At 48.8% G+C, this 14685-nt stretch carries 14 protein-coding genes; 4 read left to right on the top strand and 10 right to left on the bottom strand.

What is annotated here, in order from left to right; genetic code table 11:
* Positions 1-35: 35 nt before the first annotated feature.
* The gene (locus tag ABEB26_RS00365; RefSeq protein WP_345719954.1) at positions 36-782 is read left to right on the top strand and encodes a DUF4388 domain-containing protein; all 747 of its coding nucleotides are present in this window, start codon (positions 36-38) and stop codon (positions 780-782) included.
* Between the two features lie 212 nt (positions 783-994).
* Here the strand turns inward: ABEB26_RS00365 and ABEB26_RS00360 are convergent, their stop codons facing one another.
* Entirely contained in the window at positions 995-2092 is a 1098-nt protein-coding gene (locus ABEB26_RS00360; RefSeq protein ID WP_345719953.1) for a M20 family metallopeptidase, read from the bottom strand.
* A gap of 94 nt (positions 2093-2186) precedes the next feature.
* Positions 2187-3311 (bottom strand): S1C family serine protease, encoded by a 1125-nt coding sequence (locus tag ABEB26_RS00355; protein ID WP_345719952.1) that lies wholly within the window; start codon positions 3309-3311, stop codon positions 2187-2189.
* A 182-nt stretch (positions 3312-3493) separates the two neighbouring features.
* On the opposite strand from ABEB26_RS00355, the gene ABEB26_RS00350 reads away from it, so the two are divergent.
* Entirely contained in the window at positions 3494-4171 is a 678-nt protein-coding gene (locus tag ABEB26_RS00350; protein ID WP_345719951.1) for a YczE/YyaS/YitT family protein, read from the top strand.
* A 64-nt stretch (positions 4172-4235) separates the two neighbouring features.
* Here the strand turns inward: ABEB26_RS00350 and scpB are convergent, their stop codons facing one another.
* The 6 genes from scpB to ABEB26_RS00320 form a co-directional block, all read right to left on the bottom strand.
* Complete coding sequence (gene scpB / locus ABEB26_RS00345; protein ID WP_345719950.1) at positions 4236-5060, bottom strand: SMC-Scp complex subunit ScpB; 825 nt, start codon at positions 5058-5060, stop codon at positions 4236-4238.
* Between the two features lie 5 nt (positions 5061-5065).
* A complete protein-coding gene (locus ABEB26_RS00340; protein WP_345719949.1) occupies positions 5066-5818 on the bottom strand; it encodes a succinate dehydrogenase/fumarate reductase iron-sulfur subunit in 753 nt (250 codons plus the stop codon).
* Between the two features lie 296 nt (positions 5819-6114).
* On the bottom strand, positions 6115-7614 hold the full coding sequence (locus ABEB26_RS00335) for an FAD-binding protein (RefSeq protein ID WP_345719948.1): 1500 nt from the start codon (positions 7612-7614) through the stop codon (positions 6115-6117).
* Between the two features lie 12 nt (positions 7615-7626).
* On the bottom strand, positions 7627-8028 hold the full coding sequence (locus ABEB26_RS00330) for a succinate dehydrogenase, hydrophobic membrane anchor protein (RefSeq protein ID WP_345719947.1): 402 nt from the start codon (positions 8026-8028) through the stop codon (positions 7627-7629).
* A gap of 22 nt (positions 8029-8050) precedes the next feature.
* Positions 8051-8446, bottom strand: a complete 396-nt coding sequence (locus ABEB26_RS00325; RefSeq protein WP_012191313.1) for a succinate dehydrogenase/fumarate reductase transmembrane subunit — start codon at positions 8444-8446, stop codon at positions 8051-8053.
* Positions 8447-8476: 30 nt separating this feature from the next.
* Positions 8477-9631, bottom strand: coding sequence for an aminotransferase class V-fold PLP-dependent enzyme (locus ABEB26_RS00320; RefSeq protein WP_345719946.1), 1155 nt, complete (start codon positions 9629-9631; stop codon positions 8477-8479).
* Positions 9632-9867: 236 nt separating this feature from the next.
* Between ABEB26_RS00320 and ABEB26_RS00315 the strand changes: the two genes are divergently transcribed.
* On the top strand, positions 9868-11397 hold the full coding sequence (locus tag ABEB26_RS00315) for an Eco57I restriction-modification methylase domain-containing protein (protein ID WP_345719945.1): 1530 nt from the start codon (positions 9868-9870) through the stop codon (positions 11395-11397).
* Entirely contained in the window at positions 11387-12340 is a 954-nt protein-coding gene (locus tag ABEB26_RS00310) for a BsuBI/PstI family type II restriction endonuclease (RefSeq protein WP_345719944.1), read from the top strand. Before ABEB26_RS00315 ends, ABEB26_RS00310 begins: the two co-directional genes overlap by 11 nt.
* 43 nt (positions 12341-12383) lie before the next feature.
* On the opposite strand, the gene ABEB26_RS00305 is transcribed toward ABEB26_RS00310, so the two are convergent.
* The gene (locus tag ABEB26_RS00305) at positions 12384-13574 is read right to left on the bottom strand and encodes a hypothetical protein (protein WP_345719943.1); all 1191 of its coding nucleotides are present in this window, start codon (positions 13572-13574) and stop codon (positions 12384-12386) included.
* A gap of 99 nt (positions 13575-13673) precedes the next feature.
* Positions 13674-14627: a DUF6263 family protein gene (locus ABEB26_RS00300; RefSeq protein ID WP_345719942.1), complete on the bottom strand. Its 954-nt coding sequence runs from the start codon at positions 14625-14627 to the stop codon at positions 13674-13676.
* Between the last annotated feature and the right edge of the window lie 58 nt (positions 14628-14685).

Here is a 14685-nt window from a genome sequence, read left to right as displayed (position 1 = left end):
TATGTTACTATGGCAAACAGATTCGGGAGGTTGCCATGGAACTAACAGGCACATTCAACAGCTTTCCTTTACGTGAATTACTCGAACTAATGCAACAAAGCTCAATGTGTGGCGAGCTTGAAATTGTCGGCAAACATGGACGTGGCTTGATCCTGACCCGCGATGGGCTGGTACGCCACGCTGAATATAACGATAAAGTTGGGCCAGAGGCAGTTTGGCTGCTATTTGAAGAACCCAACGCTGAATTCGCCGTGCGCGATTTACGCGAGCTAACCCAAGAAACAATGCTCTCGGATGCAATGAGCTTATGCGATGAAGCTGAGGATCGCGCTCGTTCGTGGAGCGAATTGCGCATTTTCATCCCTAGCGATAATGCGATTCCCTACATTCGCAATGGCGCAACGCCCAGCCAACCACTCGATTCGATGGCGGTGGCGGTAGCACGAACAATCAATGGAGAAAGTAGCATTCGCCAGATCGCTGAACGCTTGATCATCGAGCCAATCGATGTTTCACGAGCAATTGTCCGCTTGGTCAAAGCTGGCGTGGTGGCAATTATGGGGGTTGATCCTGCTAAAAGCTTAGCAACTAAGGTGTTGGAGCCAACGACTGCGCCGATGCCATTGGCTAGCTTAACGCCAACCCTAACCCCAGCCAAACAACCTGAGTTGACGACGGCTCCACTGCCAACCCAACCAGCAGCAACGCAAGCAAGCGATATTAGCCGACCAAATCAAGGTGGTCTGCTTGGGCGTTTGGCTCAAGGCCCAGCCCGCCGCTAAAAATTTTACAATATCTTCCTTGATTGGCTACAGTGCTCCCGTACTGTAGCCAATTTGTTTTAATCATTGCTGAGGATGCAAGCGCAAGACCGGGCGCAAGCTTTAACACAGAGGTGCAGGGTTTATCAGGGGCCAGGGATCAGCCTCGTACTGCCAAGCTGATTTCTGACCCCTAACCCCTGATCCCTGATCCCTCGGCCTTCGTGGATCACCTACATCCCAAGCAGGGCTTTGACCGCCTGATAATAATTGACCAAGCCATCGATGCTGACCCACTCGTCGTCGGTGTGTAAGCCTGCGCCTTCTGGCCCCCAACAGACTGCTGGAATGCCTGCATCGCTGTAGAAACGGGCATCAGAGCCGAAATGCTCGCGGAAGAGTTGGGCTTGGCGACCAAGGCTGGTTTGTTGAGCATCAACAATTCGTTGTAAGTTTGGCTCCTCGGCAGGCGTATTTAGGGCCGTGCCACGATGCAAAATCTGCACGTTGGGGTTGGGTTCGCTGGTAGTCGCAAAGGCTTGCTTAACGTTATCAATCACCGCATCAGCGCCTTCTTCAGGTGTCCAGCGAATATCAAGATTAAGTTGGGCATTGGCTGGAATGCGGTTACCAGCATCGCCGCCTTTGATAATCGCAGGCGTGACTGTAGTACGCCAAATTTCTTGCGCAGGAGTTGGATAATAGTCGTACAAACGCCCAAGCCCACTGGCCAAGCGCTCAATTGGATTCACGCCTTCCCAAGGCCGCGAGCCGTGGGCTGGCACACCTGGCTGCTCGACTGCCAACCATAAAATGCCCTTGGCTCCATGACAAATATTCAGGTTAGTCGGCTCGCCAGCAATAAATAGATTGGCCTGCCAACCTTCATCACGTAATAAAGCCGTGCCATTAGCACCGCCAATTTCCTCGTCGGTGACAAATTGAAAGCTGACACTAGGGCGTTGCGCAGCAGGCAATTGGGCAATTTCCTTAATAATTTCAATGTAGACTGCCGCCGATCCCTTCATATCTTGCGTGCCACGACCATACAATTTACCATCACGCTCGAAGGCTTGCCATTGCTCAGGGCGGGCTGGCACAACATCCAAATGCGCATTTAAGATAAGATCGCTACGCAGTTCTTGGTTGAAATTGACCACCAACATTGGGTAGACATTGGCATCACGGTGATGCAGCAAGGCCGCTGGATAATCGGCTAACTCAGCCACCACCAGATCGATCACTGGCTGCAAATCGCGTTTTTCAGCGGAAACACTGGGAATCGCCACTAAACGCGAGGTTAGATCAACCAAACTTGTACGGATTGACACACAGAACCCCTTTCGATAAACCTGACTGTATTGTAGCAAAAGCCCCAGCATAACCTGCTAGGGCTGAAGGTGGAATCTTGCTGCTTGGTTTGATCTAGCGGCCTGGGCGTGCCCCAACCTGCACTTGAACATCACGGGTACGGCCATTGCCTTCGGCTACGGTAACTGTAATCCGATCACCGGGCTGGGTTGTTAATTCCAACAATGAAATCAAATCGCCCGATTCGAGCATTGGTTCACCATTGACCGCCACAATCACATCGCCAACTTGCAAACCAGCTTCGGCAGCAGGGCCATTATAGAGTTGGGTAATGATAATGCCTTTGCTGGGCAAATTGTTAACTTCAGCAAAATAGCTATCGACGCTACTCACCACCGCGCCAAAGAATGGATGAGTATAGCTGCCATCACGAATAATCGCTGGGGCAACCAGCTTAACTAAATTGATCGGCACGGCAAAGCCCAAGCCAATATTCGCGCCGCGCCCCGATGGATCGAGAATAAAGGTGTTGACCCCAATTACTTGACCTTGACTGTTGAACAATGGCCCGCCCGAATTACCTGGGTTAATCGCTGTGTCAGTTTGCAACACCCCAGGAATTGAGAAGGTACTGCCGCCACCCTCGTTTTTAGCTCCACGAATTGCGCTGATGATCCCCGCCGTGGCGGTACGATTCTCGCCGTAAGGATTGCCAATCGCCACCACTACATCGCCAACTTGCACCGCCGATGAATCGCCAAGCTCAACTGGCACCAAAATATTGGCATTTGGATTGCGCACCTTGATCACTGCCAAATCTGAATCGCTATCCACGCCAATTACATCGGCAATTGCTGCCTCGCCGTCAATAAAATTAACCAACACACTACGGCTGCTGCCAACAACGTGATTATTGGTGACGATATGGCCCTGTTTATCGATCACAAAGCCAGTGCCTAGCGATTCGCCTTGGTTACTTTGCACATCGATGCGAACGACCGAAGGATTGCCCCGATTATAGACCGCCCGAATTACATTGCTATAGGCATCAACCCCAGCCTGATTGACGGGCATCTGGGCAGCGGCGGTTGCCAACGGGCCAGTTGAAGGCACAGCGGCAGCATCGGCCACACTTGGCTGAACCGTCGAAGCCTGATTGACCACATCGCAACTCACCATCAACAACATGCCCAGCAAAATACCACTCAACATCCAGCCCAAACGATCACGAAGCTGCATACAACCTCCCAAAATGAGAAACAACCGAAACCTAGGGCGAGTATAGCAAAAGCAGCGCCATCCTCCTACGGTCAAAGTTGGCTATAATTGTCCTAATCCATGTTCAACGATTGTCACTCGTTGTTGCTAGGACAATCTGTTAAACACATACTATTGGTTTATTGCTCCACAAGGATGGCTCTATGTTTGGTTCATTTATCGCGCGGCACTTCGATTTTCGGCCAGTTGCGGCTCGCCAATGGGTTCAATTGATCTTTGGCTTGAGCATGTATGGCCTCGCAATCAGCTTTATGATGCAGAGCCATTTTGGGTTGGGACCGTGGGATCTCTTTCATCAAGGGATTAACAAACTAACTGGCTTGAAGGTGGGTTTGGTCAGCGAGCTAGTTGGCTTTGCGCTGATGGCAATGTTGCTGGTGGTTGATATTCGCTTTGGTTGGGGCACAATCAGCAATATTATTTTGATTGGGCTGGTCACCGACCTAACTATGCCGTTTATTCCTGCGGTAAGCTCATGGCCTTGGCAATTGGGTTACTATCTGATAGCCTTGGTGCTGTGTGGCATTGGCATCGGAGCCTATATCGGGGCAAATATGGGAGCAGGCCCACGCGATAGTTTTATGCTGTTTTTGGTGAAACGTTTCAACTGGCCTGTGCGCCATGTTCGCACTGGCATTGAGCTATCTGTATTGTTTTTAGGCTGGATTATGGGCGGTGATGTTGGTTGGGGCACCTTGTTGTTTGCAGTTAGCATCGGGCCTGCGGTGCAATGGGGCTTGAAATTATTCAAAGCCTTACCGCATTCGGCCAAACCTGAACCTAGCGTGGCTGAGCCAGCCGAAGTCGCATCTTCAGTTTAATCATAGCGAATTCCCTTGCCCTAGCAGCTTAGAAAAAGTCGTTGGGGTGAGGGAGCTAAATTGCTTAAAACAGGCGTTCTTGAGTTGCGTCGGGGTCGATTGGGGCTTGGCGTTCAAAATTAAAGGCTGGCAATTCAGCCAAACTCGTGATCCCAAAAATATGCAAAAATTGACTGGTTGTGCCATAAAGCACTGGGCGGCCAATTGTTTCAGCCCGACCAACCTCATAAATTAATTCACGCGCCAAGAGCGAACGCACAACGCCACTCGAATCAACCCCCCGAATTGCTTCAAGCCCAGCCCGGGTTACTGGTTGGCGATAGGCAATAATTGCCAAAACCTCAAGGGCTGCTGGCGAGAGTTTTTGCGGCTGGCTGACCCCTAGAAACCGTTCAAGGGCATCGGTTGCCTCAGGCGCACTAACCAATTGCAAGGTACCAGCTTGATCTTGTAACCGAATGCCGCGCCCATTGAAACGCTGGCGTAAATCAGCAATCAACAGCGGAATGTCCTGCTCAGGCAATTCGAGCGCCTTGGCCAAGGTGGCATACTCAACCGGATCGCCTGCTACAAACAGCACAGCCTCGGCTCGCAGCAACAGATCTGGATTTAAATGCTCAGTCAGGGTTGGTGTTGGGGATGATAATTCAACTGGCTCAATCAACATAGCAGTCTCAAACTCAGGGTTTGCAACTACCTCAATTGAGAACAATTCGGCTTCAAATTCTGGTTGGTCGGTTGGGGTAACAGACATAGGTGGTGCTTGATCTACATTCATTGCTAGCTGGTTTGGTGGCTTGGCGAAGCGTTGAACCAACTGGGCAATCGCCAAGGCAAACAGCTTGAGCCAATGGTGCAGCAAGGTTTGAATTGATGATTGCCCAGTCATAGAATTTAGACAGTTGCTTCGGTTCGAGCAACTTTAACTTCAATCCGCCCAAGGCCAATTTTATTCAGCATAATTTTGCGCTTGAGGGCTTGAATATTTTCGCCATTGGGAATCGACTTAGGACATTCTGAGCAGTTGAACACGGTATGGCAGCGCCAAACGCCGGTTTCAGAGCCAACAATATCTAAGCGAGCCTTAATCGCGGTGTCGCGTGAATCTTCGACGAAGCGATAGGCGCGAGTTAATGCTGATGGGCCATAATATTCGCCGTTGCTCCAGTGAACTGGGCAGGCCGAGGTACAGCAACCACATTGATTACAGCTAGCCGCCAAGGCGATGCGGTTAGCATCTTTGGGGCTTTGCAAGCGCTCTTTGCCATCGGCAGGCTTAGCGATATCGGTGACCAAATAGGGCAACATCACTGCATCTTTGGCAAAAAACGAATCGAAATCAACCACTAAATCGCGAATAACTGGGAAGCCTGGTAATGGCCCTACAGCAATTTCAGTGGTATTTAAGGACAACACACGGGTGGTCGAAGCCAAGCGATTGCGGCCATTAATCATCATGCCGCATGAGCCATCGATGCCCGATTGCGAGCCACGCCGAAAGGTCAAGCTACTATCTTGTTCGTCTTTGATGATGTTCAAGGCATCAAGAATCGTGGTAAATTGATTTACCTCAACATGATAGACCTGATATTTGGCGGTAAAATCGGTGGCAGCATCGAAGCGTGGCACACGAAATGTTACTTTCATTGAAACTACTCCACTAGGTTCTAGCGCTTAAGTGAATTGGTTCACGCCATTTATAATTGTCGATGTTCCCTCATCTCTGATCCTTATTTCTTTCAAGGGTAGTGTGTTAATCAGCATTCGGATCACCACCCTTCCGTCCCGCCTCTAGGCGGGAGACGCAGGGGGCTTTAATCCCCCTGCACCCCCTCAAGGACAATCAGGGACCAGCACGCATCCATCGATGAACCACAAAATCAAGTGGTTCGCAGCGGAAACCAACCCTTGTAAGGTTCGTAGGTGAGAGAATTCCAATCCGCTTAGAGCGCAGCCACGCTTGCTTTCGCCACAGCATCGGCCACATCAAGCAGCCGATCAAGCTCTAGGGCTTCGAGCAATTCAGTATTAAAGCGCCGATTTTTATCGTGCAAGGCAATTTGGCCAAATTGTTCGCGCAAGCTATGCACCAAGCCAACGTGTTGTTCATCGCTGGCCGCAGTGTGGGCTTGGCTATTGAAGGCTTGACGCAAGTTTTTGCGCACAAGTCCCAATTTGTGGCTACCTTTTTGGCCGAACAAGCCTTCGATTTCATCGCTAGCATTGCTGGTGGCGTAGCTTGGCACGTTGCCATAGCTGGCCGTGCCCAGTTTGCCTGCAATTGCAGCGCCTGCCAATTTGGCAAACACCACAGCCGCTGCTAATTCGTTGCCAGGCAAGGCTTGCTCGCCATGCACGCCGTTATTGGCGCAAGCCCCAACTGCATACAAACCTTCGAAGCCAGCCACGCTCCCATTGAGGTCGGTTGGCAAACCACCAAGGCTCGATTGTTGGGTTGGCTTGACTGGAATAAAATCATGTTTGGGATTAACGCCTGCAAAATCTTCGGCGTAATCCAATACGTGTGGGTAACGCTCACGAATTTGGCTAGTTGGCAAATGGCGAACATCCAGCCACACATGGCCATCAACGCCTCTGCCAGCAGCAATTTCAGCATTGATCGCAGCGGTTACCTCGGCCAAACTCGCTTGTTCGTTGGTAAAACGTTTTTCGCTAGCGTTAAGCAGATGTGCGCCATCGGCCAGTACCTGTTCGTTGATAATCAAGCCAGTATTGGCCACGCCCAAGGGATGGAAATTGACTAAATCCATGCCCGTTAGGTTGATCCCAGCTCGCAAAGCAGCAGCATGGCCATCGCCAGTTGAGGCATATGAATCACTGGAAGTAGCGTAGAGTTGACCATAGCTGCCAGTTGCCAGCACGGTCACTTTGGCGTTGATAATTTCGATTTCGCTGCTGCGAATATCGAGCACACTAACACCACGCACGTTTTTGCCTTCAACCACCAAGCCCAGCATAAACCACTCAGGATAAACTTTGATCCCAAAGCGTACAACTTCGCCATACAACGTGGTAACAATTGCGTGGCCAGTTTGGTCGCCAGCATTGGCCAAGCGTGGTTGGCAATGGCCATAGGCGGCTTGTTGGGCGATCCGGCCACTCTTCAAACGGCTAAATGGCAAGCCCATGTGCTCTAGCTCATAAACAGCGGCGGGAGCTTGCTCGCACAGCGCCTTGACCGCAGCGGCATTATTGCTTTTGCCATAAGTCAAGGTATCGCTGATATGTGCTTCGATGCTATCGCTGCTGCTATTACCTAAGGCGGCGGCAATACCGGTGCGTTCGACGACCGAAGCCGCCCGTACTGGATACTGTTTGGTAACAATCGCCACATCGGCGTTGGGCGCGTTGCGTTTAATTTCAAGGGCGCAGCGCATCCCAGCGATGCCACTGCCAACCACAATTACATCATGCTGAATCACAGACGACACTCCTTATGCCAAAGCCCACAACGTCCAGAAGCCCAAAATTGCCCCGGCGATACCCAAGACAATCAACAAAAAGTTGACCGTATGGCGCACAGCGCTATTGGTTGTCCAGTCGTAGATGACATTACGAAAGCCGTTGAGGCCATGAAACAGCGCACAAATTAACAAAAGCCCTTCGTTCAGCACATACCAAAGTGGAAATGCGCGGAAGGTTTCGCGAGCGCCGTTAAAGGTCAGCGCTGGCGTATCAAGCTTGGTGAAATAGGTAAAATACAGGTGGATTGGCAAAAACAGCAACAAACCATACGAAGAAAGGCGTTGCAGAATCCACAACAGCGTGCCCGCACCAGGTTCTACTTTAACCTTTTGAGCGCGGCTTGTAACGCTGATAACATCTCGGTGCACCATTGAAGCGATTCCTTTCCAGCCGTTACGCCGCCAGATTGGCGATAATCTTAATAAAGAGCAGCACAAACAGCGCCACCGTCAAGACCAACGAAAGCCAGAAAGAGGCTCGTTGGAAGCGAGCGCCAAAACCTGCCTCAAGGGTCAAAACCCGCAAGCCAGTTAGGGCATGCAACACCACCAGCGCCACAACCACCGCATGGGTAATATGCCAGAAGGTCGTGTTGTACGCAGCCATCGCCGTGTTGAAGGCCGCCGCAGCGGTGCCAGCCGGCTCATCGCTGGTGCGAATCACCGTACTCAATTCCCAAATGTACGTCAGCATATACACCGTGAGCAACAAGCCCGAAAACCGGAGTAAAATGCGCGCTAGATACGAGGCACTCGTTTGATAACGGTCCAAAATCGTGCGAGTGGACACGTAACCTCCTTATTGATGCTGAATTCCAAATTATTGGCTAAGAGCCTGCAAGCGTTCCACAAAAAGATCAAGCTCTGTCTCTAAGGTATAGAAAAATGGCGATACCCGCACATGGCCAGGCCGATGATCAACGATTATCCCCTGCTCAGCCAAGGCGGCCACCAGCTTGGCATGCTCGGCACTTTGGATCATGACGATCCCTGCATGCTGCTGTGGGTCGCCAGCAATAGTTAATTGATAGCCTGCATCGCGTAACTTGGCCACCAAATAGGCCACCAGTTCGCTGGTGCGTTGTTGAATTGCCGCCACGCCATGTTCAAGGATAATCTGCATGCCAGCATGACCAGCATAGACCGCCGCTAAGGCAGGCGTGCCAACTTCAAAGCGCCGCGCATCGGGGGCAAACTCAAAGTTGTTGGGGTCGAAGGCAAATTGGTTGGCATGACCAAACCAGCCAGCAACCGTCGGCTTAAGTTGCTGAATCAGGCTGGGGCGTACATAGCATTCAACAATGCCCGTCCCACCAAGCAGCCACTTCAAGCCCCCAGTCATGTAGAAATCCAGATCGCTGGCGACCACATCGACTGGCACTTGCCCCGCCGCCTGATAGCCATCGATCAGGCATAACGCGCCTTTGGCATGGGCTAATTTGGCAATTTCAGCAATTGGCTGAATCGTGCCACTTGCAAAAAAGACATGCGAGGTAGCCACCAAGGCCGTGCGCTCGTCGATCGCGGCCTCGTAGGCTTCCAATGGTACATGCACGCCATCGAGCGATGGCAAAAGCACCACCTCAACCTCAGGATGCGCCAACCATTGATAGGGAATTGTTGGGAAATCGAGGACGGTTGAAATAACCTTAGGCCGTTGGCGATAATCCAAGGCACTGGCGAGTACCGAAAGGGCCACGCCAACACTAGGAGCTAAAGCCACTGAGCCAGCCGGAGCATTAAATAAGCGTTCGGTGGTCGTACGTAAAGCAGCGCACTCACCGAGCCAAATCTTATACCAAGCCGAAGCCCCGTACTCTTCCCATAAATCCAAATGCTGATTAACTGCCGCACGCACGCGGCTGCTCAATGCGCCAAGCGAACAGGTATTCAGATAGGTTTTGCGGCCCAAAATCGGGAACTCATCCCGACTAGCCAACCAATCACGCGGTGCAGTGCTCATGGTTGTAAACACAAATATCACCTGCCGATCAGAAATTTCTGATCAGAGGCTCGCGAATCAGCAACTCCAGAAAGTTGTTTGGATTATAGCGCAGTTTAAGGGGAGTGTCGAACGCAAATCAATGCCTTCTAATCAGCAATTTTAGCCAATTGGCACGATCAATTCTAAAAAGGCGGATTGGCTAAAACTCAAATTTCTACTATCATAGAACCTTAGCACATTGGTGTTTATAGTTGGGGCATTGGCTCATGGTTAGCACACATTTTGATCTTATGGGACAGATCGATCAACAGCGTTTGATCGTTAATCAAATAATCAAGCCTGAGCAGCGTGCTAGTTATAGTCAATTTTTAACGCCTGCCCCAATTGCCAACTATATGGCAAGCCTTTTTCAGCCGCCAAGCCAGCCAAGCGTTCGCTTACTTGATGCAGGAGCTGGAATTGGTTCGTTAACTGCCGCCTTCGTTCAGCGTTTCAGCCAACAAGCTTCCACTCAATCATTAACCATTGATGCTTACGAAATTGATCAATTACTTCTACCGCAATTAACTTCAACTTTAGCGGCTTGTCAGCAGTTTGCTAGCAATGCTGGGATTGATTGCCAAGCAAACATTTTTAACCACGATTTTATTCAGGCAGCGACGCAAAAAATTCAGCTCGCAGCATGGCAATCAATCAATGGTTATAGCCATGCAATTTTAAACCCACCTTATAAGAAAATCCAATCCAGTTCACTTAGTCGAAAATTATTACGCAGCGTCGAAATTGAAACGGTTAATCTTTATAGTGCATTTCTTGCATTGACCATTCATTTGCTTGCCCCGCACGGTGAATTAGTGGCAATCGTGCCACGCAGTTTTTGTAATGGGGTGTATTTCAAGCCTTTTCGCTCAATACTACTAAAAGAAATGATGATTAAGCAAATTCATAGCTTCAATAGCCGAACCGCTGCATTTAAGGATGATCAGGTATTGCAGGAATTAATCATTATCCATGCGATCAAGCACGAGCAACAAGCCAATGTAACGATCTCCCAAACTCCATTAAATCGATTGAGTGCAATCAACCAACGTGAAATTCCTTTTGGGCAGTTGGTAAAACCACATGATCCACAACAGTTTATCCACATCCCAACTGAAATCCACCATGATCAAGCAATGACCTTGATGCAGCAATTACCATGTACTTTAGCCGATTTGGGCTTAAAAGCTTCGACTGGCCCTGTTGTCGATTTTCGGCTAGCTCAATACCTGCATGATCAGCCTAATGCTGATACCTATCCACTGCTTTACCCGATCCATTGCCGTTCGTTACAAGTTGAATGGCCAATCTCAACCTGCAATAAACCCAATGCAATTAATAAACATCCTGATGTGATCAAGTGGTTGTATCCAAATAACGGGAGCTATGTGCTAATCCGACGTTTTTCTAGTAAAGAAGAAGTACGACGGATTAAAGCAACTGTCTATCATCCTGAAATTCAAGCCACTGACTGTCTTGCAATTGAAAACCATCTGAATGTGATTCATGCTGCCAAAAATGGCTTGAATCGCCAGCTAGCCCAAGGATTAATGTTATATCTCAATTCGACGTTTTACGACACCTGTTTTCGGCAATTTAGCGGCCATACTCAAGTTAATGTGCGTGATTTGTACGCACTACGCTATCCAGATCAACAACAATTGATCAAGCTAGGAAAAAAATTAGATTCGCACACTAAACCTGATCAATTGATCATCGATCAGTGGGTTAATGAGGTTATTTCTCATGAATATTGAACAGTTAATCCAACAAAAATGCCAAGAAGCACAGCAAATTCTAGGGTTATTGGATTTTCCAGTGGCTCAGCAAAATGAGCGTTCAGCATTAACATTGTTAGCATTGCTCGATCTCAAACCAACCCAAGCATGGCATGAAGTTAGCAATCCAGTAATTGGTATTACGCCAATTATGGATTGGTGTCGGCAACATTATGCCAAAATCTATGCACCTAACACGCGTGAAACCTTTCGCCGCCAAACTATGCATCAATTTATCGAGGCGGGTATTGTAATTGCTAATCCAGATCAACCAGATCGAGCAATTAATAGCCCAAAATGGTGTTATCAAATTACACCTGAAGCGTTAAGTTTATTCCAAGTCTTTAAGAATGAACAATGGTTGTATCAGCTAGCACATTTCCAAAAAATTCGACAAAGTCTACAAAAAACCTATGCCCAATTACGCGAAATTCAGCGAATCCCAGTTACTTTGAGTCAAGAATTGATTATCGATCTCAGTGCTGGTGAGCACAGTCAACTGATTAAAGCGATTATTGAAGATTTCGGTTCGCGCTATGTTCCAAATGGCAAATTATTGTATGTTGGCGATACAGGGCAAAAATGGGGTTACGTTGATCAAGCTGAATTTGATCGCCTAGGAATTCAGCTTGATCTGCAAGGCAAAATGCCTGATGTTATTTTGTATACCCCAACTCAAAACTGGCTTTTTTTGGTTGAGGCAGTTACGAGCCATGGTCCGGTTGACGGCAAGCGCTATCAGGAATTAACCCAACGGTTTCAGCGTGCCAACCTTGGTTTGATTTTTGTGACGGCGTTTGCAACCCGCCGCGAGATGGCACGCTTTGTCGCCGATATTGCTTGGGAATCAGAAGTATGGATTGCGGAAGCACCCGATCATCTGATTCATTTTAATGGTTCGCGCTTTTTAGGGCCATATTAAGCCTGAGTTTAGCCGTATTTCATGTCCTTCGTGGCTCAACCTGCTACGGAACCCACACCGGATAGCTGCCATACTCAAAGGCTTGAATAGCTTGGGTTGCTGGATTCCACACCAAAACTTGTGGCGTTGCATAAATTGGTCCAGTTTGATCACAGCGATAATCGCCCTTGGCAAAGGTCAGCCAATCGCCAGTTGGGTTCCAAGCTGCGCCATGAATTGCTTGCCCATTATCGGCCAAAATGGGAGTTAAATTGGGATTGCGAGCTGGTGCGCTAAAATCTGGAGTTTGCACGCTCAGCACTTGCGCCCCCAAACAAGCACTAATATGAAAATTATCAATATAAGCAATTTGCTCACGGTCGGGGTTAAATTGCAGCCGCAAAATCCCATTGCCACCTATGTCGGTCACCGCTTGGGGTGCGCCATCAACCAAGGCCCACCACTGCATACCATTGCCCGATGCTCCTAGCAAATTAACTTGACCACCATGAAAATAGATTTGGTCGGCATAGCTCAATAAATCGTCAACCGCCCACGTTCCATTTTCATCCTCGGTTAGCTCAAGCATTGGGCTAAAGGCACCATCATCGAGGTTGGCAGTGCCTATTTGATTGCCATTATGCACTACTAGGCCAAGCCCATCGCTGAGCCAAGCAGCGCGATAACCAACCGTACTCACCACCATGCTGGCAGGCGTAGCACTATTCAAATCATACACATCAATAAAAGCTTCGCCCATGTCGGTTAATTTGAGCAGGGCAAATTTGCCATCGCCACGCGGCGACCAGATTGGCTCAAAACTACTCGGCAAGCTCAAAAGCTCTTGAAAATCGGTGGTGTAAATGTGCAAAAAATCGCCTTTGAATACACTCAAATACTGTAGGCTGGGGTCAACGCCCAAGCGTGATAACGGCACTGACCCTTGTTCTTTATAGACTGTTTGCAAATCACCACCAGTTGGCGTAATTGAGTTAATCGCAAACCCCAAGGGATCAATAAAATAAATTCGGCCCGTTAGCATCGAGGTATCCACCAAGGCGTTGGGGTCGTCCAGCGTTGGTGTAGCAGGCTCAGCGGTTGGTTCGCTCGGAGCCAAGCTTGCGGTAGCAATCACCTCAACTTGGGCAGCGGTGGTCAGAGTTGGTGGCGGTGTAATCGTTGGCTGAACTGCTTGACTGCCACATCCAGCCACGATCAACAAACTGAGCAGACCACTAAATAAACGGATGCGCATACAAACTCCTCAAATCAAAAAAGCGTGCCTTGGTTATAGCACGCTCCCGATCGATTCACCACGATAGCCAACTTAATCGCATCTGAGAAAAAGCTGATGTTATGGTTGCAATTGGACATCCATATGAATTTGCTGTTTGATTGGCATGGTTAGTGATTGACCTGCATCTTCGCCTTCGATCTTGATAATCATTTCCATGGTTTGGTCAAAGACATTCGATTTCAACATACCAGTTTTTTCATCAATGACCACAACACCCGTTTGGGTATTGCCATTTTCGCCAGTTTCAATCGACATTTTGATATTTTCTTGTTCCATCAAACCAGGGAAGTTGAATTCACCAAGCGCAAAATCGCCAGTCAGATCGAAGGTTGCCAAACCTGCGTTACGTTCTTTCAAGGTATAGGTATTGGTCAAAACCATCGAGAAAATTTGCAAATTCAGGTCGGTTACATCTTGCCATGAATCGCCAATGACCATAGGCTTGCCAGCAAAAGGAATAATTGTACCCTTGGCATAGCTTTGCTCAAACGTTTTAGTCAACATATCGCGCATCATAGCAACTTCGGTCGTAATTTCAGTATCGCCAAGCATCTTGTTGATCAGTTGATCGATGCCTTCGATCTTGTTAACAGCAGCTTCTGGGCTTAAGGTAATCGTGATTGGTTGGCCGGTCATGCCAGCAAATTGGGCGAACTCTGGTGAATCAAGAGTTGTCGAAGCATCGGTTGAATCATAGATAACGGTCTCATCTTCAACTTGGCTTTCAACTCGCATTGAATCGATGATAATTTGGAGTACTGTTTCGCCTTCGGGTGAGACTGAAATCACGTTTTGTTGCATCACCATCGTCGCCGTGGTAACTTGAGTTTGCTCAGTGCCAAACATACTTTGGGTGGTATGCTGCACTTGGGTTGATGTATAACGATAGGTTTGATTTGGCTGAACATTTAATTTAAGCGTCAAGCTTTCGCTGTTGGTGGCGGTTTGCTCATTCGTACCACAAGCGACTAACCCAACCAATACCAACAATACCAACATCCGTCGTAGCATAAAGCGGCCTCAATTGCACTAAAAATCCAAGATCGCTCTCGTCGATCTTGGCATCTAA

This window comes from Herpetosiphon gulosus, assembly GCF_039545135.1.
Lineage (GTDB): Bacteria > Chloroflexota > Chloroflexia > Chloroflexales > Herpetosiphonaceae > Herpetosiphon > Herpetosiphon gulosus.
Note: the sequence above shows the minus strand (reverse complement) of the source record. Positions and strands in the feature narration are given on the sequence as shown.

Bases quoted from the DNA above. Each gene is read 5' to 3' on its own strand.
- ABEB26_RS00365 (WP_345719954.1), top strand. From the start codon at position 36: ATGGAACTAACAGGCACATTCAACAGCTTTCCTTTACGTGAATTACTC.
- ABEB26_RS00355 (WP_345719952.1), bottom strand. From the start codon at position 3,311: ATGCAGCTTCGTGATCGTTTGGGCTGGATGTTGAGTGGTATTTTGCTG.
- ABEB26_RS00350 (WP_345719951.1), top strand. From the start codon at position 3,494: ATGTTTGGTTCATTTATCGCGCGGCACTTCGATTTTCGGCCAGTTGCG.
- scpB (WP_345719950.1), bottom strand. From the start codon at position 5,060: ATGACTGGGCAATCATCAATTCAAACCTTGCTGCACCATTGGCTCAAG.
- ABEB26_RS00340 (WP_345719949.1), bottom strand. From the start codon at position 5,818: ATGAAAGTAACATTTCGTGTGCCACGCTTCGATGCTGCCACCGATTTT.
- ABEB26_RS00330 (WP_345719947.1), bottom strand. From the start codon at position 8,028: ATGGTGCACCGAGATGTTATCAGCGTTACAAGCCGCGCTCAAAAGGTT.
- ABEB26_RS00315 (WP_345719945.1), top strand. From the start codon at position 9,868: ATGGTTAGCACACATTTTGATCTTATGGGACAGATCGATCAACAGCGT.
- ABEB26_RS00310 (WP_345719944.1), top strand. From the start codon at position 11,387: ATGAATATTGAACAGTTAATCCAACAAAAATGCCAAGAAGCACAGCAA.
- ABEB26_RS00305 (WP_345719943.1), bottom strand. From the start codon at position 13,574: ATGCGCATCCGTTTATTTAGTGGTCTGCTCAGTTTGTTGATCGTGGCT.
- ABEB26_RS00300 (WP_345719942.1), bottom strand. From the start codon at position 14,627: ATGCTACGACGGATGTTGGTATTGTTGGTATTGGTTGGGTTAGTCGCT.